This is a genomic window from uncultured Anaerobiospirillum sp., assembly GCF_902485895.1.
Classification (GTDB): Bacteria; Pseudomonadota; Gammaproteobacteria; order Enterobacterales; family Succinivibrionaceae; genus Anaerobiospirillum; species Anaerobiospirillum succiniciproducens.
Genome location: NZ_CABTML010000109.1, coordinates 37,931 through 60,277 on the forward strand (window position 1 = coordinate 37,931; position 22,347 = coordinate 60,277).

The following is a 22,347-nucleotide window of genomic DNA, read 5'->3' on the forward strand; positions in this document are numbered from 1 at the left end:
GGCATTATCTAATGCTTTATCAAGTAAGTAACTGCCATGGCTCACATTAACAATCACGTATGCTGTAGTTGAATTACCTTAGCAAGTATCATCAAAGCTAAAGTACATACTTCACTGTTCTAACGTACGTCTTTGCACAACTGGAGCGGCTTCTATGTCAAGCGAATTAAAAGTTAAAGAACTTATCCCTCTGTATACCAAGGAGCAACTACATGAGCGTGTAGTTGAGATGGGCAAACAGATTAGTGCTGACTACAAGGACAAGAAGCTCTGTGCTGTATGCATCTTAAAAGGCGCTATTCCATTTTTCTCTGATCTGATTCGTCAGATCGACAACATGGATATGACCATCGATACTTTACGTGCATCTTCATATGGTTCAGGCACTGGTTCTTCAGGTGTAGTTAAATTCATCAAAGATGTTGAACAGGATGTTAAAGGTAAAGACGTACTGTTAATCGAAGACGTGGTAGATACTGGTTTAACCATGAAAGAGATCGTGGCTCATATGTATGAGCTCGGCGCTGCTAGTGTTAAGATTGCAGTATGTATCGATAAGCACGAGCGTCGTGAGATCGATATTAATGTTGATTACTATGCATATGAGCTTGAGCAAGGCTTTATCGTAGGCTACGGTCTTGATTTAGCTGAGCGTTATAGACAGCTCGATGGAATTTACGAGGTTGTTCTTGAAGGCAATTAAGTTCAAGCTTAAAGACGGCAGCATGTCTGAAGAGATCAAAGGCGTAACTATGCTTGAAAGCAGCGATTTATATCCTGCTTTTCCAGAGCAGTTATATCATGATTTAGACAGCTCAAATAGTGCTTTACCAAAAGGCGATGCAAAGCTTACTGAGGGCGATCAGTTATCTGACAAGATTGCTCCTCGTTCTTTTGCATCTTTACAGCTGCGTGCAAAAAATGCCATGCGCAGTTTGTTTGCGCTCAAGCGTGAGCGCATGCTGGTCATGTGCACTGGTCGTTTGATCGATCCTTTAGCTACTGCCTATGACATGGTCAAAGAGGTCTCAGGCATTGAGGCCGTGATCGCTTATGCTCCGACTAAGTTTGAGCTCTTTGGCAATGACAAAGAGGATGGCATTTTAACCGCTAACTACTGTCTGATGTCAGCAAGCGGTGCTAGTGTTAAGCTCGCTGGTCAAGCTCGTAAGAGCAATCGTGTGACTCGTATTTGCGATGAAGGTTTATTTACTACTAAGCAGGTTACTGCAGCAGTAGTTGAGGAAGAGACCTCTGAGCAAAATAAAGACTCTAAAGAGCTGGGCAAAGACGATCACAAGGTAGCTTTAACTTCTCTTACCTCAGTTTGCCAAGATGGTCTGTTTGAGGCTGGCACTTTAGCTGCCGCATCTGGACAAGATGACAGCCACGAGGGTGATGCTAAATCATCTGATTACGCTGATAAGGCTGCTTGTTCTCAGGGCAAAGCAAACTACAACGTCATCATCATGCCATGTGTGCATTTAATTGAGCATAGCAAGTGGCTTGGAATGATTGACGCTTGCTTAGCTGAAAATGATGCCTTAAAGCTCATCTTAGTTGGCGATGCTACTGATGTAGCACAGCTAAGCTTACTGTGGTCAACTCTCGATAGTGCCATTCATACTGACGTCGTATTAGAGTTCCCAGTAGTGGGTGCTTTACATACCCTTGGCGGTCTGATTAACCACTACCGTCTTAATGATAGATCAGGCTCTGATCTCTTGCCGTTTTCACGCGATGCTTTAGCGCTACTTGCAGCTTATAGCTGCCGTATTAGCGGCGATCGACGTTATTTAGGCTTAACTGAACTTTCTTTAAAGAGTCTCATTTATGAGGCAAATCGTTTTGCTCTGCGCAACTTAAAAGATGATCAGTGTCCAGAAGCTAAAGAAAACGCTGCAGATTCACAAGATCATGTCTCATGCTCATTTGTAAGTCGTTACCATGTGTTAAAGGCTATTGCAGCTTTAGACTTTAGAAACAACTTCTTAGCTGAGTCGGTATTGCGTGAACACCGTGATCGTCAGCTCTTGATCTCAACTCAAGGTGCAGTAGTTGGTCAAATCAATGGCCTGTCCGTGATTGAGACCTTAGGCACTTCATATGAGTATGGCGAGCCAGTACGTATCACTGCTACTTTAAGAGCAGGTGGTGAAGGCGACGTTATTGATATTGAGCGTAAGGCCGAGCTTGCTGGTCAAATCCACGCTAAGGCCATGATGATCATTAACGGCTTCCTCACCAAAGAGTTTGGTTCAGAGCAGCCTCTGCCAGTATCAGCAAGCCTAGTATTTGAGCAAAGCTACAGTGAGGTTGATGGCGATTCAGCTAGCTTAACTGGCCTGTGTGCGGTGATCTCTGTACTTGCAGGTCTGCCAATTCGCCAGGGCTTAGCGGTAACTGGTGCTGTAGATCAGTTTGGTGATGTGCAAGCTGTTGGTGGCGTAAATGAGAAGATTGAGGGCTTCTATCGCGTCTGCCGTCTCCATGGTTTAACTGGAGAGCAGGGCGTTATTATCCCAAGCTCATGCGTCAATCAGCTGGTATTGCGTCCTGCTGTTGTGAAAGCTGTGGCTGAAGGTAAGTTCCATATCTTTACTGTGTCTCATGTAACCGAAGCTGTAAAGATGCTTACTACTGTTGACTGGGGTGACGCAGAGACCGAGAACACTGTTTGCTATCGCATTAGCGAGCGCCTCAATAATGTAATTGCTGGTGCCCAAGAGCAAACTTGGTACGAAGAGTTAACCGAGAAGGTCAAAGACGTCTTCGCTAAGCTCACTGGTAAGTCAGATAGCAAAGACGACAAGGATGACAAGGCTGCAAAATAAGCCTCCCACCATTCATTTATAACAAGGCTGCAAAATAAGCCTCTTACCATACATTTATAAAAAGGCTGCAGATGCAGCCTTGTTAACATGCTTATATCTACAATCTACCCTGCCTTTTATTGTTTTAGCACTTCTCCTCTCTATCAAGGCAGCGCGGCAAACTTAGCACAGTTTTGTTGACTGCAAATGCTATAATCGATGGCTGTAGAACTAAGCTGATCTAAGGATTTTTGATGAATACAACAGTCAATGATAATCAGAAAGTTTGTACCGACGATCAGGTTATGGCAAAGCTTAAGTCTTTTAGCTGCATATACTTTGTGGGTATTGAGCCCATGCTTTCTAAGTTTTATGAGCGCTTTAACGAGTGTTTTAACGCATCTGCAGACTTAAAAGTAGTTAAGGTTGTTAGTACGACTCAAAAGAGTAAGGATGATGGGATTGAAGCCGCTTTAAAGGGTGTAAAAGACGCTCTTATCATTAGCGCCTACAATCTGTACATCTTTAAAGATGAGACTGTCGATAACAACACCATCATCAACTATCACAATGCTCTGCTCCCGTGGCATCGTGGTGTCATGGCTACGGTATGGGCTGTTTGGGCTGGCGATAGTGAGGCTGGTATGAGCTGGCATATCGTTGATCGTGGCATCGATACTGGGGCTGTTCTTGTACAACGCTCTGTTGAGGTTGCACCTGATTTAGACTCCATTACTCTCTCAGCTCAAATCAACAGTCTTGCTTTGCAATCTTTGAGTGAGGCCATTGAAAACTTAGTGCATGGCAAGAGGGCAACATTAACACGCACGGTTGACGATGAGTTGCATGGTTACCATGCACTAAAAGATCATCCAAACAATGGTGTTTTTGACCGAACCTGGGATCAAGCAACGGCATCGCGCTTTTTAAGAGCTATGTATGCAGCCAAGATGAATCAGGTGAAAGCCCCTGAGATTGAGATTGATGGTAAGAAGCATGCTTTCTTAAAATGGAAATTTAAAGAAAACATACTTACTATCAAGACAGTAGATGGTATTAGTGAAACTATAGAGTACAAAGACTGATTTTTACCTGCTAAGTGATCATGGCTGCTCTTATGCGGAAGCCATTTGTAGCAGCCATGTTCTGACTACCTTGTTTACTCTCTGTAAGATTAAAGCTTAACGTGGCGGTACTTGTAGAAGAACAGTGGTGGAATAGCAAGGCCAATGGCAATAGAGAAGATAATGCCGATGCTACGCATGCCGCTGTGGAAGAGTACTAAGATTTGATCATTTAAAACGGCAGTGCTTTCTGGCTCAGCTACGTTCATCAGTGCAACTAAGGCGTTGAATGCATCTACTCCAGGAATCATGGAGATAATGCAAGGTACAGTGAAAATAGGGCGTGGTACTTTTAATCGTGGGCCAAAGTAAATAAAGATCAAAGAGCAGATGCTACAGGCAATGAAAGTAGCAGGGATCACTTCAACATTCATCATCACAAGCATGTCACGTGATCCGCGACTTAAAGCGGAAACAAGAGCGATTAAAGTTAGATAGCGTCCTGGAACAGTAAAGAGCATAGCAAAGGCAGGTCCAATCACAGCTGCAGCTAGTGCATGGTACATTACGGTGAGCCATTGCTCGTTAGTGAGCATGAGGTGCAAATCCATTTGAGTCTGTCCTGATCCCATGCCTTTGGGCATAGGATTTGTAAAAGTTAATCTGTGCGTCCAAGCGGCTAGTTCCATTAGCTAGCCTTGAAAAAGAGCTACTGCATTGTGAATACGGGGCGCATTTAGTATGAGCTCATTGACAGTGCAGCTTAGGCCTTAGGATCGATAGATAGTACTAGCCGAATATAGCGGTTACGCTTGAGTAGATAAATGAGGTCATTAATAAGCCGACTGCAGCTGACACTATCAATACCAAAGCAATCACGATACGGTTTAGACCAATTGGTACATGGCCTTTAAAAATGTCCAAAAAGCCATTTATGAGCGGGAAGCCTGGTACTAAGAGTAAGGTTGAGGCGGTTGCTGCAAGCATTACATTGCTTTGAGTGCCATTAAAGAGGTAGTGGCAACATAAAGCGGCTATGGATGATCCAATACATGCACATAGCATGAAGGTAAAGGATTCAAAGAAGCCTCGTCTAATAAACAAGAAGCGGTAATACATTAAGAACAAACAGCCAATTAAAGCTCCTAAGCAAACGGCTGCATTGCCGCCATTGAGGTAGGCAAAGCAACCTCCAGCAATTGCCTCAATAAAGATGAGTTGCTTGTGTTGATAATGACGTGGTCTTACTGCACGAATAGCTAAGAAGATCTGGTGAGGATCGCTAAGTGAGCCATTGGAAACACGCAAGCAAATCTGATGGAGCCGACAAAGCGAATCCATGTTGATGGCAAAGTGCTTGATCTCTTTAAAATCAACAGCAATGTTACTGCCACGGCGTAACTTGACCATGATGCCATCACGTGAGATAGATAAATCGATATTGCGACAGCCCAGATCATGAGACATCTTCTTTACTGACTGCACAATAAGTCGAGTTTCAGCTCCCACTGAAGCCATACGCCAGCCTAATGTGGATAAGAGCTTGGCTTTCAGGGCTAAATCTTCATTATCTGATCCTGGAGTGACATAAGTATCAGCAAAGAGAGCCTCGTCTTCAACACTATCTAAGTGCACGCCGTTAGCATCCTTGAGAACATGAGCTGATGATTTGCTCTTGCTAGCTGCAGATAAAGCGTGCGAAGCTTGAGTATAAGCTTCACCTTGCTTAGTTACTGAGTTGTGGCCGCTTGTATTGTCATTGCTTATAGCAGAGTTATTGCAGCTACCGTTGTCATTGCTTATAGCAGAGTTATTGCAGCTACCGTTGTCATTGCTTGTAGCCGAGTTGTGGGCGATATTGTTTTCATTACTTACAGCAGATGCGTTATTAGTAAAGACGCTATGGTCATTTCTATAGCCGTTAGCTAAAGCATCGGCATAGCTGTTCACGCAATCTATAGTTTCTGATTTGTACGCCATGCTTGCATGTGGGTGCAGTATGCTTTGGTCGTGGTCGTTACTAAAGTTTGCTCTGTTTAAGAGGTTGTGACACTCGCCTAGATGTGATTGCAGATCAATGTGAACGGAGTCTGTAGTGTTGTAGTGCTCAATGCAATGGTGCTTGTGTGAGCTGTCGCTCTTATGGCCTGCACGTGCTACGTGAGGGATAACACTTTCAAGTGGCTCAGGGAAAATTGCCTTGGAGCCGATGTCATGAATGCGGCCTAGAATGCCTTTTACATTATGATGTTGGATATGCATCTGCTGCTCATCATTACATGGACTTGGCTGTTCGTTAGAAGCGTAATGAGAGGGCTTAAATGAGCCATGACTAACATTATGTAATTGCTTTGAGCCATGATGCTTATGCTCTAGCAGTTCATCGTCCAAGACTGCTTCAGGCATGATATCTCCTAATTTAGCAAGAGAAAATTAAGTCTTACAATCTATGTCAATATGAGCCATCGTGATTTTGGATGGCTCAGGCAAAGTAAAGGCAAGTAAACACTACTTGCGCTTAATTAGTCGGATTATGTGGTGACGCTTTGGATTGGTCTTAACCTCACTACCATCCTTGATGCGTGAGCAGAAGTTGCTATCGAGTGAGTCAATGCTGCTGTAGCCAGTAGCGCTGCTCTTGAAAAGACTGTCAGCCTTTTCCTCTTCAAAGCTTTGCTCTTCTAAAGCCTGAGCATCAGCATGATTGAGGCGTGCTAAAGCATCTTCGTAGGCTTCACCTGAAGAAAAGTTAAGGTGAGATGGGTGGTCTTTGTTAGGTTGTGTTTTGACAGTGTTGCGATTGTAGATAGTGAACATATCTGCCTCTAAAGCATGATCAAAAGTTTTGTTCGTCTCTTGGTTTAAGCGCTTAACTGTTGAGTAAGAACGTTGTGTAAAACTGTTTACGTAGCCTATTTTTATCCTAGCTATGCACACCGTCAAACATACATATCGAAATTGGTAAGTGATCTGCATCAAAATAAATCACTTTAAATGGCGTGAATATGCCGCTTTGTGTGAAGTGGATCACTTTAAAATGCAGGTCGAAAAATCTTTTTGGCACAACGACGATGCAAGATCAACTCTTTGCTATTTCTTGCAAGCAGCAATTTGAGTGGGCAATTTTCATCATTTTTAACCTAGTAAGCGCTTTTCAAGCGCACAATTGCATAGTGCTCCCCCGTCTACAAGATAAATAAGCCAACGAGCCGTACGCAAAACCAGCAAAATGTAGTGCACAAACTCATCAAATGCACATTGCTTACACTTATGCTCTTTGCGTTTTTTGTAGAGTGGATTGCAATTCTTGTTAGCTTAGTGCAACTTAGCGCATGCAACATTGATTGCTTGACAAAACTTGCATATGTTAGATGCAATCAATTCTATAAAATGGCGTATTTATGCCATTTATCAGAAAAATATGCGCACATGTGCTTAAAAATTTACATAAGGCACTGACATCATATACTTATGTAAGTGATTAGTACCTTGAGGAAACTGCGTTAGTCTGATGGCTTTTAACAGTTATTGCGGTCTTATATGTGGCATGTAACCCAAGAAAAGATGCTTAGTGATGCTATCGAGCTTTGTCTTTGCTAGAATCACAGTGTTAGACCAATGGAGATTTTCTAACCATGGATATGGCTAAGTTTAAGGCTACTTGGGGTGAGTTTAAGAACATCCGTTTTGTAATCACTCCGTATAAGGAATCACCAACTAAAAAGGTTTATGGTGTATCCCTGTACAACAATATACGTAAGACTGATGGTAGCAATGGCTATACAGTAAAGACCGCTCGTATTGGTATCATCAATAACTCCGAGCCATTCGGTCTAATTGAGTTTACAGAGGCTTACTTAGACGAGCATCCAGAGATGCGTTTTGTCACTGTAACTCGTTGCAAGGATACAGACGGTGCGGTTTATTTTGAGTTTGGTACCCGCTCTTCTCCTCAAAAGCCAATTGAGTCTACTCCAAAGCGTATCTTGGCCCAAAAAGAAGCGGTACGTCAGGCAGCCCGTAAGTATGTCAAAAAAGCTAAAGCATCTGAGTATGATTCAGATATTGATGATGACTTATTAGAGATCGAGGATGATGCTCATGTACATGCAGCAGAGTCTCATGCTATCGATGCTACTTCTAAGCAAGTCTCTCACAGGGCTAATGGCGATAAGAGCAAGGTAATTGCCATTACAGGTGCGGCTGCAGGTATCGGTCGTGCCACCGTGCTTAAGTTTCTTGCTGAAGGCTGGCGCGTGGCTTTTTGCGATATTGAAGAGAAAGCCTGTGTTGCTCTACAAAAAGAGATTAGATCTTTAGGCTATGCTGATGCTACTTTCTACTTATCTAAAGTAGATGTTAAAGATCGCACCGAGGTAAACACTTGGATTAGCGGTGCTGCTACTTTCTTTGGCCGTATTGACGCTCTCTTTGCCAATGCTGGTATTCACCGCTCCAATACCATCATGAACATCACCGATAACGAGCTTGATCTCATGATGAATACCAACATCAAAGGCACCATAATTACTATTCAAGAGACCTTACCTTTCCTAAAGGATGCAGACAAAGGCTCCATCGTAATTAACTGCTCAGATCAGTTCTTCATCGGCAAGAGCAATAACTTTGGTTATGGACTCACTAAAGGCGCTTTAGGTCAAATTACTCGCTCTTTAGCCGTGGACTTAGCTCCAATGGGTATTCGTGTGAATGCTGTGTGCCCAGGTACCATCCGCACTCCTCTGTCAGAGGCTGCAATTAAGCGCTATGCTGATAAGGTAGGTATCTCATCTGAGGAAGCATGGGCTGAAGAGGGACAGCTATTCTTATCTGGCCGCTGTGGTACCTCCGATGAGGTTGCAGAGGTAGTCTACTTCTTAACCGAGAAGGGCACCTTCACCACCGGCTCCCATTACCTCGTAGATGGCGGCATCTGCGCTCGTTAACAAGCAAAGAGTAGCTCTCACAGGCTCGCTCTACGTTGCTCGCTAGCATGCAAAGCGTAGATCGCTAGTACGCACCAAGTTGCTCGCTAGCATGCAAAGCGTAGCTCGCAGGCCCTCATTTAATTGCTTGTTAACAAGCACTGCATTTAGCAAGCGCTCAATTGCTTGCTAACAAATTCTAGTAGCTCGCATGTGAGAGCTACTTTAGCAATCATGATTAGGCCCATCCATTGTGATGGGCTTTTTCGTATCTGCATGAGGCAAAGACAAAAACAGCCCCAGTGTTACGTGGAGCTGCTTTAGTTTTCTGTAGCTGTTAGCTGTAGTTCTAATCGACCTTTGAGATGTCTGGAGTATAGAACTTAAAGCCGTGTTGTAAGAGCACATTTGGCTTAACGTCTTGATCTGCCTTCAACAGAATCATACGGCGATCACCAAGCTTTAAGAAACCAGTCATGATTGGGATTGGTGGCAGCTTGGAGTGCTTGAAACAGCAAGCTAAAAGCTCTTTTAAAGTAGCGCTCTGAGGAGAAACGAGGTTAACTGGGCCTGATGGTAAAGTACCTTCAGTCATCAGCATTAAGGCATTGAGAGTGTCGTGCAGCTCAATGAATGGAACCTTGTTCTCGGCATGTAAAATGGTAAATGGAGGGGTGAAAGCTGACTTCTTAATAAAGCCACCATTGCGGTGGAGCACGATACCAAAGCGTGCAATATAGAAGTGCTTGAAGTTGAAGCGCTCATTTAATTCTTGAGCTGCAGCTTCTAACTTACGAGTAAGCTCAGCAATCTCGTTGTCGCCATTAGTTGGGCTGTTCTCGTCGATCTCACCATTGCCCTTGTCATCATAAATAGCCACAGCACTTGCCTGTACATAGATTGGCGGCAGGGTGATGAGGGATTTAAACTTATTGATGATGTCTAAACGGCTAGATAAGAGCAGGTTAAGACGACGGGTGGTAATTGCCTTTGCACCAAAGCTCTCGCCTGCAAAGTTGAACAATACATCGCCTTCGCCGTTGTAATCATCGTAAGAGATGAGATTGACTTTACCTGACAGACCGTGGTGTTTCTCAAGACGAGCGTTGATCACTGCGATATCGGAATGAGTAAGCACAGTAACCTGGTGACGCTGTTCAATCAGCATTTTGGCAAAGTATCCGCCGACGAAGCCAGATCCACCTGCGATAACTACGTGCATTTTTTCCTCCAACTATCACAAGCTACGCACAACGTTGCTAAGGTACATCATAGACCACACATAAAAGGCTCTAAACACAAAATCGCAGTCAAAGACAAGCAAATATACATGTATGTGCCTAGAGTGCCGTTTAGCAGTGATACCACTGCTCACAAAAGGTGTTTTGCATTATAGCGCACGCTCTTTTAATGTGTTCCATGTCACGCTAGGTTTGTTATGGCTTTGTGAGCATTGCCGCGCATTGAACAAAAATTGAGCGAAAAATCCACAGCTTATACTCATTTAGCGTGACAAACGCTCATTTGTGTGATGCACATTTGAACACCGATAAAAAGAGCACAAAAAGGCTTTACAAGTGATACGAATTATCACATAAGTGCAAACGTTACCACGGAAAATGCGATGTAAATGCGATTGGTTGGTTTTTTATCAAAAAAGTTGCACTCTACTAACTTGCTATTCGGCGTATCGGCACGTACAACTGATTGTGAAGATAGCTTTACAAAGACAGGTGCAACTCTGCACTAGTATTGTCCATAGCAGGATATTGGACATAGGATAGCTGCATTTACCGTGGATCAAAAGCATGCAGCTACAAAAGTATTATGCGTTAGACACATAGAATCGTTTCGCACTTGCATCACAAGAATTTAGCTTTAGCACATCTCATGCGCTTGCAAAGGCAGCGTTTGAGCACTTGCATGCACAAGGACAAAGCTTTTTAAAACGGCACATGCACTTGCAAAGGCCGTGCGTTTTGGCACTTGCAGGTAATTGCATGCAGTACAAATGAAAAGGGCATCGTTGATTGCTCAGCGATGCCCTTTGAGGCCTAAAGTTGTGTTTTTCAACTTAGGCCTAGTTTAGTTACTTATGGTGTAACTATGAATTACTTGTCCTGCTGACCAGCCTGGATAGCGGTGATGGCAACGGTGTAAACGATGTCATCAACTAAAGCACCACGGGAGAGGTCGTTTACAGGCTTGTTGAGGCCCTGCAGCATAGGACCGATAGCAACAACGTCAGCTGAACGCTGTACAGCCTTGTAAACAGTGTTACCAGTGGAGAGGCTTGGGAAGATGAATACGGTAGCCTTACCAGCAACCTTAGAACCTGGAGCCTTCTGAGCTGCAACGTCAGGCATTACAGATGCGTCGTACTGGAGTGGGCCGTCGATTACGAGGTCTGGACGTAATTCCTGAGCCTTCTTGGTAGCCTCGGTCATGAGGTCAACATCTGGACCCTTACCTGACTTGCCAGTTGAGTAAGTGATCATAGCAACGCGTGGATCGATGCCGAATGCCTTAGCGGTATCAGCAGACTGAATAGCGATCTGAGCGAGCTGATCTGCATCTGGGTTGAGGTTTAAGGCGCAGTCACCAAATACGTATACCTGCTCCTTCATGAGCATGAAGAAGATAGCGGATACTAAAGAAGCACCTGGAGCGGTCTTGATAACCTGAAGAGCTGGACGGATGGTATTAGCGGTGGTGTGAACAGCGCCAGATACTAAGCCGTGAACCTCATTAGCCTCAAGCATCATGGTGGCTAAGAATACGTTGTCCTGGAGAAGTGCACGAGCGTCTTCTTCAGTTAAGCCCTTGGACTTACGCAGCTCAACTAAACGTGGAACATACTTCTCGCGGATATCCTCTGGATCGATGAACTCAACGCCCTCGTCAAGAGAAACACCCTGCTCCTTAGCAACAGCTAAGATAGCGTCCTTCTTACCGTAGAGAACTGGTACTGCAATCTTAGCAGCAGCAACACGAGCAGCTGCACATACAGTACGTGGCTCATCACCCTCAGGAAGAGCAATGCGCTTGTTAGCAGCACGAGCAAGCTCGGTGAGCTTGTAACGGAAAGCTGCTGGGCTCATGAGTGGGAACTCTTTTGCACATACCTTAGCTAAGGAAGCAACTAACTCGCCATTGAAGAATTGAGCAGCAAACTCGCCTGATAACTGAGCACGCTCGCAGTCGTCTGAGTAGATAACAGCTGGAAGCATGGAGAAGGTCTCTGCTACAGCCCATACTGAGGACTTGGTGCAGATAGTAGCCTTGCCTGCCTGACCCTCAACGCCATCACACAGTACAACAACTGCAGCATTGGTTGAAGCAGGAACGGTAGCGGTGATTAATACCTCGTGCTCTTGAGCAGAAGCAGCATCAAAAGATACGCCGCAAACACGTACGTTCTCGTCGCCAACTAAAGCACCCTCTAAGAAGGAAGCTAAGTCAGAAGCGCGTAAAGCGTAGTTCTTGCAGTTGTATGGGATGTTAGCCAGCATGGTAACTGGGCACTTGCCCTCAGCTGAGCAAGAAGCACCAGCCTCTGGAGCCTTAGGAGCGGAGCAACCGCATGAAGAGTTGCAGCCACACTCGCTCTTGCCAGCTAATACGAGCTTCTTGCGGCCAGTAGCGTCACGTGGAGCGTCTTCGTTTAATAAGATACCGCCAACTACGCGATCCTTGCCTGAATCACCGAAGTAACCCATAGCGATGCGTACCATGGAGTGAGCCTTCTTGCAGGCACCGATGGATACAGGAATCAGGTCAGCATCTAAAGCAAGGCAGATAGCAGCGTTGATCTCGTTCTGGTCAAAACGATCAGCAACAACACCCTCAACAACTACAACATCAGCACCAGTGTCCTTTAACAGACGGTTGTAGTTAGCTAAAACAGCCTCGATGAGCTCGCTCTTCTGGCCATTGGCGATGTACTTAACAGCTTCGCACTTTGACATTGAGTAAGTGCTGCAGCTGCATGCACCCTTGGCGTTCTTGCAAACGTCAAATGGACGGAAGACGGTAGCCTTGGCACCCTTATCCTGTAAAGCCTTAACAAGACCGTTAGCAGCAACAAATAAACCGTCAGCTTTGCCGGTTGGTAAAAGCATTAATGAACGTGACACATCAATCTCCAAATTATTTAGGTGCCAAACTAAGAACGCAAGAGAGGTTATAACAGATCCACGTACTTGCAGGCTGCATTAAAGAGCCTTATGTAAGGCTTGAGATGACTTACATAAGGCACTTTGGCACAAGTCTTAGTCCTTGAGCACATTAGCATCATCTATCAGGGCTGTTAACTTTTAAGATTAACTCATTAAGCACTCATAAAAGAGCCCAATTAAACTGACAGATGCAAGTTGATTCTATAAAGGATAGCGCAAATGATGTAAGAGTGCTTTGCTTTTGCTCAAAAAATTGGCTTTAGGCCATATTAAGCCACAACAGTTATTAGCTTAGATGGTAAAGATGTCTACCTTAGATACTAACAAGGTTAGTTGCGCTAAAGGCAACTAAGCCTCAAGTAAAATCTTTGTGCGCTGCATGTTGCCGTTTTTTAAAAGGCGTGCTCACAAAGCCCGCAGCCTTGGGATAGTCCCACGCAATACCATGGATCCAAGCTTGGTACGAAATGCACGGACAATTATTACAATGACTTTATTAAGTCTCTTTACAAAAGATTCGAGGCTGTATAGTAGTCGGTCTTTTTGTACGCAAAGCCCGTGTTAAAAGAGTTTGATGGGTGAGATTGCACTAAGTTATAGCAAGTATTTATAAGAATATCTTATTCAACGGTGGAAAATATTTGTTTACAGTTGGCGTAGATGGGCTAGTTGCAAAGTTTGGTCTAACTAAATTAGGTCACAATAGAGCTTGAGCTGTTAAAATACCGCACTCAAAGAAAGTTGTGGCTAAAGATAAATGTTCAAGGAGATGGCGCATGTCGTTGATTCAGGTAATTAAACGCGGTAATGATTATATGAACGCATGGCCTGATGAGCCGATATTGATGGCTATTTTTCCAGAGATGCGCGTAAAAGCCATGCTCGCTACCTCTAAGAAGTTTGTGCCACCTGCAGTTGCGCTGCTCGTCTTTTGGATTTATTACATCTGTGGCGGCTTTCATGGCCTCTATCGACTCTTTACCGCTCCACAGGCTGGATCGATGACTTTCTATATGGCAGTAACTAGCCTGATTATCATCATTCCCATCCTCATCTATTTACCCATCCACGGCATTATTTGGTTTGGCTATCAGGCTGATAAACAACTAAACAAGCGCCAAACTTTGTTCTATCGTAATGTTTGCTCCAAGCTAGGCCGTGAGCCTAAATCAGATCCGGTGATGTTTGATCTTATCAGTATCATCAATGACGGCATTAAGAATCTTGAGGATAAAGAATTTTTAAACGAGCTCTAAGCAAAGTTTAGAGCTATCAAAAACAAAAAGGCCTCTACACATAGAGGCCTTTTTGTCATAGCTAAACGAAAATAAGCTTATGGAGCGTTCTTCTTAGCTTCCTGCTCGACGAAGCTTTCAAACTGCTTAATCTTGAGGTCGTAGTCAGCAACATCATCACATGAGTCTTGATTACCAAGGTCACAAGCACGCTTATGGTATTCAAAAGAAAGCTTAGCGATCTTGATGTCCTTAAGCACATAAGCCTCAGAGAAAGTAATTACAGCAAGCTGACGGCAGCCAGTTGGGTCTTTAAGGTTGCAAGCTTTCTGACCATACTCACCAGCCTTAACTAAGTCCTGATCTACATGCTCGCCTAAGAAGTAGAGATTAGATAAGAGTAAGCAGCCGTAAGCGTCACCCTTTTCACATAAGTAATCAGCAATCTGAGTACCACGAGCATAGTCGTTGAGGTTGTAAGTGCTGTCAGTGAACAAGGTTGCTACAGCTGTACAGGTCTTTAAAGCAGCAGGATCATCGGAGTAGCAGATCTTGGTTAAGTACTTAGCGGCGTGCTGGAACTCCTTACGCTCTAAGTATTGTTGAGCTAAGAAGTTGCACTCTGCCATGGAGCCAGTTTCGCACTTGATGATAGCGTCTTGTTCGCCTTTGAAGTTTTCTTTTGCCCATTCAACTTCGGTGTTTGCCTGAGCAGTTGAGGAGAGGCTCACTAATGAAGCTGCAGCCATGATGCACGCAATAGTAGCTGCGGATCTAAAAGGGCGCAGACCAGATTTGATAAAGCTTAATGGGTTCATAAAATTCTCTTTTCTGTCAAACTCGATCAAGAATGCTTTTCAACACTCAAAAGGCATTGCATTTGATCTAAGTAACGGCAGTTTTTGCAGAAAACATACAACAGGTGCAAAAAAATCTTTAGCTAGCGCCAATTGTTTGTTAACTAGCCAACTGTAACAGCTACAGTTAAAACGCAGTAGTAGCTCATGATTATAAGCTTGCACGCTTAGATCGCTAATACTTGTTAACTAGTATGACAGTGTTTTTAACCAAATAGTGTTTATTATGTCCGTTTTTAGACATAAGCAACATCTTGCGCACGTGTTGTATATAAGTTTGCGCAAAACTATAAGCCAAATCTTGCAAAAATGCATCTAAACTGGCGGCCCTTTTTCAGTAATGTTATCTAGGTCTTATCTTAAGCTCAGTTTGTAGCGAACCAAGCTAAATAAGCGCTCATTAACTTGAAACATTAACTACTACCAAAAATTAAAGCTCAGCTAGCGAGAAAATAAGCACCACTACACAAAAAAGTGTCAGGGCACATGCTCAAGCATGCCAATCTGAACATGCGCTAGCATACCTTTATAAAAGTCCATCGAGCGCTTTGAACCATGAGCTAGCTTAGCAAGCCTCGATGACACTCTTATCGATCAAGCTGTGAGAATGGTTGAGCAAAAGTTAAAAGATAAAGAGAAGATTAGTCTTAGAAAAGGTGGCTATGCCGATTATGCAACTACAAAAGACTGGACACTACCCAAAAGACAACAGTGATGGTCGCGAGTTACAAGTGTTAATCAAGAGTATGCCAAGAAGAAAAGAGCGATTGCAGGCTATACCTGAATAGTATTTTCGTCGCCAGAAGATTGTGATTTAGCCAATCAAATAAGTGCTGATAAAGTTGCTGCGCTGTATGGCTAGCTTAATCGCATTTAAGGGTGCATTAGGATTATGAAGAGCAACCTTTGGCTAAGGCCCATGTATGTGTATACATCTACATATGTCAAACAATGGTAGGTCTATATCGTCTTCCATCTGTAGTATCCAAAACAAAACTTTCTGCGTGTCAGCCAACTAAGTTCACTCTCACAGAAGCAGACTCCATATACATCTAATGGGGTTATTTACATTATCGTAGACTAATTGACGGGATAGAATGCCTTGTTTATCGGCCTCTGTCTCGTTTTTTAAGGCCTAACTGCTAAACTCGGGGAACTTACATATATCTTATTGCCAATTTTGTGCGCCAGATCCAAATTTGCATAGCAATGCAGCAAAACGTGCTTGATTTACATGCAAATCCATAAAATCGCGCTAGATTATTGGGCAAATGATTTTAATTAATTGCCAAAAGTCATGCTTACATCAAAAAATACAGATGTACACAAACTTGAAAAAGGGCAATTATCATGCGAAGTTTCTTTATTGTAGTCATGCTTTTTGTAAGCATGCTTTTTTGTCAAGGTTCCTTAGCCGAGCATTTATCTGGGGATATTGCAGTTTCTAGTAGTACTACAGACATTAACACTACTACAGAGCAATATCCCCCAAGTAATGAGGCTGAAACTAAAAGTGAGCCTTCTATAGCAGATAATGCTTTTGTAGTTACCTGCGCTATTTTAGTAATTTTAATGTCAGTGCCAGGAATCGCACTTTTCTATGGTGGATTGGTAAGAAGCAAAAACGTACTGTCTATATTGCAACAGTGTATGGTTGTTTTCGGTATCTGCTTTTTACTATGGTTCATAGTCGGATATACTTGGGCCTTTGGCAGTACGGGCGATGCTAGCTCGTGGTTTAGCCTAATTATAGGTAGTAGCGACAAACTTTTTCTTAGCAATATTTCTCCTGATTCATTATCAGGAACCTTATCTGAGTACAACTTTGTTGTTTTCCAAGGAGCTTTTTGCGCTATCTCAGCTTGTCTAATTGTTGGAGCTACAGCTGAGCGTATTAAATTTGGCGCATTAGTAATGGGCATTTCTTTATGGGCCCTCTTCTCCTATATCCCTCTTGCTCATATGGTATGGGGTAATGGCCTAATAGAATATTGGTTTGAGGCTTGGGATTTTGCTGGTGGTACCGTAGTACATATTAATGCTGCTGTTGCAGGTATTGTTGCCGCCTTTATGACAGGCCCTCGCATTGATCTCAATCGCGTCGCTATCACCCCTCACTCTCTACCATTTACTTATACTGGCTGTGCTCTCTTATGGGTAGGTTGGTTTGGATTTAACGCAGGTTCTGAACTTAGTGCCGATGGTGTAAGTGCACTAGCTTTTATTAATACAGTGTTAGCCCCAGCCGCTGGCGCTTTAGTCTGGTCTGTAAGCGAAAAATTTATTAGTGGTCATTCATCATCATTAGGCTCAAGCTCAGGCGTACTTGCAGGCTTAGTAGCCATTACTCCAGCTTGTGCTTTTGTAAGTCCTTTAGCTTCAGTAATTATTGGTGCAATATCTACTTTAGTATGCTTATGGGGTGTACGTGGTTTTAAGAAGCTTACTAGAGTAGATGACAGCTTGGATGTATTTGGTATTCACGGCTTAGGAGCAATTGTAGGCGCTATTCTTACAGGTATCTTTTGCTCTCCAGACCTTGGCGGCACAGGCTTTAAGGGTAGCCATGATGGCATGGTCAGCCAAACTTTAGGTCAAATAGGCAGTGTCATCATTACTATTATTTGGTCAGGCGTAATATCAGTGCTAGCCTTTGGTATTGCTGGAAAATTATTTGGCTCCCTTCATGTATCTCATGATGATGAGCGCACTGGACTTGATTTGACCTTCCATGGTGAGCGTGGCTATAACCACTAACAAATAGCTAACATTTATTCACCAAATAGTAAAAGCCTCATAGAGAAATCTAAGAGGCTTTTAATTTTTGGCTAAGCCTAAAAGGCTTTTTTATCACAAGTTTGACATTACTTAAAAGTTTAAAACTTTTTGGAACTACATAGCCTTTGATTCTAAGAGTAGTCATCAGTGCCATAGCTGTTGCTCTTGGTATTTGTTTGCCCTGTGTTAGATAGTCATGTTGTTTGTTAAGTGGCTCAAATGCAGCTTTTGCGCTAGTAACTAACAGGCAAAGTAAGTTGCAATTGAGTTTTTTAATTTTTATGGGGAGAGTGCAGGACTTACGATCGGCGATTTTTTGTAAGTTGCAATGATGGTTGTTGTGGGATCTTTTCTCTTATTTATCGGGTTTTGATGGCGGTGTTAAGTATAGTGTGGGTTTCTTAACAAAGATCTTGAAAGTTTAACTTTAGATTTACGATCGTACGTAACAGCCTTAACAAAGGCCCTCTATCATGCAAAGCGTCAGATTAAGCAGCAACACCGTATGGGAAAGCTCAAGAAAATAAAACGGCGTCAAGTAGGCTGCTTATCTGTCCACCTTTATCACTAAGCAATACCAAATCAGACAAACATATGGAGTCTAAAGCGGTATGGAGCGCCAAGAAGAGATCATTAAATTACTCATTGGCAAAAACAACAAAGCATAGGCTACTTAACAGGTAAGCAAAAAAAATAAGTAGGCATCTACAAGCTTTTAATTGCTCAGTGGCATCGGTGAATTTGGGATAGTACTAAAGGAAAATTACATGTTAATGTTCGACTGCTCATTATTAGCCAAAGCTGTGACCATCGCTGTAGCTTGTGCAACTGTATCAGCTTGTAACTCAACTCAGAGCAAGATTGATGACAGCGCACTGTATGTTCGCTCAGCTCAGGGTGATATCACTCAGTTTGCAGGGGCTCGTCGTATTCATGACAATCAGGTAGAACTTTACGAGCAGGCATTAGCTTTAGCTAAGGTTCAGCATGCCAAAAACGTAATCTTACTCATTGGCGACGGCATGGGTGATTCAGAAATCACTGCAGCTCGTAACTTTGCTAAGGGTGCTGGCGGCTACTTCGAGGGTATCGACGCTCTGCCATTTACTGGCCAGTACACTCATTACTCTTTATCAAAGAACACTCAGAAGCCAGACTACGTAACTGACTCAGCTGCTTCTGCAACTGCCTGGTCAACTGGTGTTAAGTCTTACAACGGCGCTATCGGCGTTGACGTATACGGTCAGCCACATCAGACCTTAGTTGAAATGGCCAAGGCTAAAGGTTTAGCTACTGGTGTTGTTTCAACTTCTGAAATCCAGGATGCTACTCCTGCAGCTCAGATTGCTCACGTAGTTCACAGAAAGTGCTATGGCCCTAATTCAGTAACCAAGCTTTGCCCTGCTAACGCTCTTGAGAACGGCGGCCCAGGTTCTATCAGCGAGCAGATTTTAGCTCTGCGTCCTGATGTGGTTTTAGGCGGCGGTGCAGCATCCTTCCGTGAGGCAGCTAAGGCTGGTGATTACAAGGGCATGACCTTACTTGAGCAGGCACAAAAGCGCGGCTTCAAGTTTGTTGATAACTTAGATGATCTCAAGAACGTTAACATTGCAGACCAAAAGCAGCCTCTGTTAGGCCTCTTTGCTGAGGGCAACATGCCAATTCGCTTAAAGGGCCCACAGGCATCACTGCATGGCAACCTTAACAAGCCAGCCGTTAAGTGCGAAGTTAACGCTGAGCGTGGTGCACAAGTTCCAGTATTAGCTGACATGACCTCTAAGGCCATCGAGCTCTTATCCAAGAACGAGAATGGCTTCTTCTTACAGGTTGAAGGTGCATCTATCGATAAGCAGGCTCACGCATCTAACCCATGCGGCCAGTTTGGTGAGACCATGGACTTAGACGAGGCTGTAAAGGTAGCTATGGACTTTGCTAAGAAGGACGGCAACACCTTAGTTATCGTAACTGCTGACCACTCACACTCCACTCAGATTGTTTACCCAGATACTAAGGCTCCTGGCTTCTCACAGGCTGTGGTAACTGCTGATGGCACCACCATGTCCATTACTTACGGCAACTCTGAGGATGTTGATGATACTGGTCACACCGGTGCTCAGCTGCGCGTTGCTGCATACGGCCCAGCTGCTTTAAATGTAACTGGCTTAACCGACCAGACCGATTTATTTTTTACCATCCGTAATGCCCTTCAGCTTAAGTAATAACCTAAGTAGAAGAGTAAGGACATAGTACAGTACAAAATAGCTCCACTAATACTTTTGTCCTAAAAGCTAAGGCTCCTTGAGAAATCTTGGGGCCTTTTTGCTATGCGTTACAGCAAAAGCACCATATCTAGCTCCGTGATGACGCCATAACCCATGAGAAAGCGGTTGTACTGTTCGACGTATAAAATTGAGAATGGGTCAGGGCAGAGGGGAATTCAGCATGCACTACAAGAGCTGTTGACGCTATAAGATATGGAACTTTGAGTTTGATGGCATGAGCAGTCGGCCACGATAACGCATCGCCCACGATAACGCAGCTACACAGTATGGCGTAGCAGCCCACGATGGCATATATACGTGCGATGGCTCAGCTGCACACGATGGCACAGCTACGCGCGATGGCGCAGCTGCCCATGGATAAAAGAGGGGTTGAGTCTATTTGACGAGCTCGATGATGCCTTTATCTCTGAGCTTGTAGATGAGCCTAGAGATGCGCAGTGGCGAGGTCTTCAAGAAGGTCATGATCTGCTTGGTCGTGTAGGTTCCTGAAGATAAGCTGATTAGATACATGGTTAAGATGAGCTGATCTGAGGCTAAACCTTTTTTCACGAGGTTGGCTGGATCATTGTTGTTTGGATAGAGACCATGATAGCCAAGCTGTGGTTCACCTGGGAGCAGCACGGATGGCTTTAAGTCAGCGATCTCATAGTAACGAATCACCTCATATAGCTTGATGGCACTATCGATGATACTGCAAAGAGAGAACTGATCTTGATTATCAAGCGATGAGTGATAAGAGTCGTAGATTGCATATTGAGTACGACAAGCCTGTACGCAAGGCAAGTTGAGCACTGGACTGCAGTACTGTCTTTCATCCGAGCCAGTCGTTGGGCAGAAAGTACGCAGTGAGTAGCGCTCAGGTTCTGCAAAGGCAATATTTCTCAGACGATTATCAATCGTGTACTTGCACTTAAACGCATTCTTAGCAGGATCGCTGTAGATATGGTAACCAAGCAGATGGTTTGGATTAACTGCACGATCAAAGTAAGCTAAGTGGGTTTTGTACATCTCAATACGAGTGGAGTCGTTGAGCGTAGTATCGGTAAGCTCTTTGTAGCAAGAGGTATCTAAAGACAAGCTCTTTTTAAAGTAGCCACCCTCTCTATAACCCTTGATGTGATTATCTTGTTCCTTGCTAAAGTCAAACTCTAAAGCATCCATGTAGCTTTGACGAGAGAGCTTGAAGGAGATTGGCAACTCAAGGAAGTTGTGGTTGAAGCTGTCTTTAAAGTCTTTAAGCAGCTTCTCGTGGAAGGCTAGCTGCTCTTCATCTTCCATCCATAAGGAATTTGGCTCCTCAATTGAGATGGTCTTGATTTCATCCTTTGGCGCACCTTTTGTACGTGGGGCGGCAAGGCAAGTGAGCACCATGCCATATTCAAGACGCTTTTTAAGATCCTGATGATGATCAGACAGATATGAAATTGAGCCAATAGTTTCAGGATTAAGGACAAAGCGATAAGTAAAACGACGCTGTGGCATGGCCTTAATCAAGTGATACAGACACACTAAAGCTAGTGGGCCAGAGAGCTCATTGTTGAGCATGCTTGGATGGCATAAAGGTGCTGAGATTAATACGACGCGAGAGCTTTCACCTTTGAGCTCACACACGCCAACCTTAAGCGAGCCACGCTTTCTTTTCTTGGTTTGAATATCAACTTCATACATGCCATCTTTCAGTTGCTTAAACTGATTGTAAGACATGCAAAAGCCCCAGCGTGAGGTGTAGTAGGCTGTGCGGTAAGGAATAGCATCAGGCAAGTTCTCATCGTAAACAATGTGCTCTTTGAGCTCCTCTAAGCTTACCTGACCAGTAAAAGGCTCCGAGAAATTGAGTATATGCAGGCTGTTTTTCTCAGCATCAATAATGACATTGCCATCAGGGTCTTTTAAAGTGGCACTCATAAACTTCCACTCTGATGGAACCGTCCAGTCAAATACACGAGTGCCTGTATCAAAGGACTCAATATTCAGAGGGATATAGCGCTGTAGAATCTGCAGTGACTTTTCGTAGCCTGGACCAGTAATCGATCTACAGATAGGAAATAGCTCATCATAGAGCTCTTGTAAGTTAAGTTCAGTTGCACTTAATTCCATGTACTCAATCCCCCGTGTTGCTAAGCACTAGGCAGCTTGATGCTGCAAACACTAGACAGCTTGGAGCTGCAAAGACTAGGCAGCTTTATACTGCAATCACTAGACAGCTTGGAGCTGC

At 43.8% G+C, this 22,347-nt stretch carries 14 protein-coding genes; 7 read left to right on the top strand and 7 right to left on the bottom strand.

What is annotated here, in order from left to right:
• Window positions 1-154 precede the first annotated feature (154 nt).
• The 3 genes from hpt to RDO37_RS09285 all read left to right on the top strand — a co-directional run bounded on the left by hpt (window position 155) and on the right by RDO37_RS09285 (window position 3,898).
• Entirely contained in the window at window positions 155-703 is a 549-nt protein-coding gene (gene hpt / locus RDO37_RS09275; RefSeq protein WP_027938762.1) for a hypoxanthine phosphoribosyltransferase, read from the top strand.
• Window positions 690-2,834: a S16 family serine protease gene (locus RDO37_RS09280; protein WP_308498880.1), complete on the top strand. Its 2,145-nt coding sequence runs from the start codon at window positions 690-692 to the stop codon at window positions 2,832-2,834. Before hpt ends, RDO37_RS09280 begins: the two co-directional genes overlap by 14 nt.
• A 233-nt stretch (window positions 2,835-3,067) precedes the next feature.
• Window positions 3,068-3,898 carry a formyltransferase family protein gene (locus RDO37_RS09285; protein ID WP_308498881.1) on the top strand — a complete coding sequence of 277 codons (831 nt, stop codon included), beginning with the start codon at window positions 3,068-3,070 and terminating at the stop codon, window positions 3,896-3,898.
• 89 nt (window positions 3,899-3,987) lie between these two features.
• On the opposite strand, the gene RDO37_RS09290 is transcribed toward RDO37_RS09285, so the two are convergent.
• The 3 genes from RDO37_RS09290 to RDO37_RS09300 form a co-directional block, all read right to left on the bottom strand.
• Window positions 3,988-4,488 (bottom strand): threonine/serine exporter family protein, encoded by a 501-nt coding sequence (locus tag RDO37_RS09290; RefSeq protein ID WP_308498882.1) that lies wholly within the window; start codon window positions 4,486-4,488, stop codon window positions 3,988-3,990.
• A 178-nt stretch (window positions 4,489-4,666) separates the two neighbouring features.
• Window positions 4,667-6,283: a threonine/serine exporter family protein gene (locus RDO37_RS09295; RefSeq protein ID WP_308498883.1), complete on the bottom strand. Its 1,617-nt coding sequence runs from the start codon at window positions 6,281-6,283 to the stop codon at window positions 4,667-4,669.
• A gap of 102 nt (window positions 6,284-6,385) precedes the next feature.
• Entirely contained in the window at window positions 6,386-6,694 is a 309-nt protein-coding gene (locus tag RDO37_RS09300; RefSeq protein ID WP_308498884.1) for a hypothetical protein, read from the bottom strand.
• A gap of 818 nt (window positions 6,695-7,512) precedes the next feature.
• On the opposite strand from RDO37_RS09300, the gene RDO37_RS09305 reads away from it, so the two are divergent.
• On the top strand, window positions 7,513-8,823 hold the full coding sequence (locus RDO37_RS09305) for an SDR family oxidoreductase (RefSeq protein WP_308498885.1): 1,311 nt from the start codon (window positions 7,513-7,515) through the stop codon (window positions 8,821-8,823).
• 328 nt (window positions 8,824-9,151) lie between these two features.
• Here RDO37_RS09305 and RDO37_RS09310 read toward each other — a convergent pair whose 3' ends face one another.
• Together RDO37_RS09310 and pta are read right to left on the bottom strand one after the other, a co-directional pair.
• Window positions 9,152-10,024 carry an NAD-dependent epimerase/dehydratase family protein gene (locus tag RDO37_RS09310; protein ID WP_308498886.1) on the bottom strand — a complete coding sequence of 291 codons (873 nt, stop codon included), beginning with the start codon at window positions 10,022-10,024 and terminating at the stop codon, window positions 9,152-9,154.
• Window positions 10,025-10,913: 889 nt separating this feature from the next.
• A complete protein-coding gene (gene pta, locus RDO37_RS09315) occupies window positions 10,914-12,938 on the bottom strand; it encodes a phosphate acetyltransferase (RefSeq protein ID WP_273324563.1) in 2,025 nt (674 codons plus the stop codon).
• Between the two features lie 818 nt (window positions 12,939-13,756).
• Between pta and RDO37_RS09320 the strand changes: the two genes are divergently transcribed.
• Window positions 13,757-14,236, top strand: a complete 480-nt coding sequence (locus RDO37_RS09320; protein ID WP_308498887.1) for a DUF412 family protein — start codon at window positions 13,757-13,759, stop codon at window positions 14,234-14,236.
• A gap of 77 nt (window positions 14,237-14,313) precedes the next feature.
• On the opposite strand, the gene RDO37_RS09325 is transcribed toward RDO37_RS09320, so the two are convergent.
• Complete coding sequence (locus RDO37_RS09325) at window positions 14,314-15,033, bottom strand: hypothetical protein (RefSeq protein WP_308498888.1); 720 nt, start codon at window positions 15,031-15,033, stop codon at window positions 14,314-14,316.
• Window positions 15,034-16,422: 1,389 nt separating this feature from the next.
• On the opposite strand from RDO37_RS09325, the gene RDO37_RS09330 reads away from it, so the two are divergent.
• Window positions 16,423-17,829, top strand: a complete 1,407-nt coding sequence (locus RDO37_RS09330; protein WP_308498889.1) for an ammonium transporter — start codon at window positions 16,423-16,425, stop codon at window positions 17,827-17,829.
• A gap of 788 nt (window positions 17,830-18,617) precedes the next feature.
• Window positions 18,618-20,069 carry an alkaline phosphatase gene (phoA, locus tag RDO37_RS09335; RefSeq protein WP_308498890.1) on the top strand — a complete coding sequence of 484 codons (1,452 nt, stop codon included), beginning with the start codon at window positions 18,618-18,620 and terminating at the stop codon, window positions 20,067-20,069.
• A 438-nt stretch (window positions 20,070-20,507) separates the two neighbouring features.
• On the opposite strand, the gene RDO37_RS09340 is transcribed toward phoA, so the two are convergent.
• Window positions 20,508-22,229: a DUF4910 domain-containing protein gene (locus RDO37_RS09340; protein WP_308498891.1), complete on the bottom strand. Its 1,722-nt coding sequence runs from the start codon at window positions 22,227-22,229 to the stop codon at window positions 20,508-20,510.
• Between the last annotated feature and the right edge of the window lie 118 nt (window positions 22,230-22,347).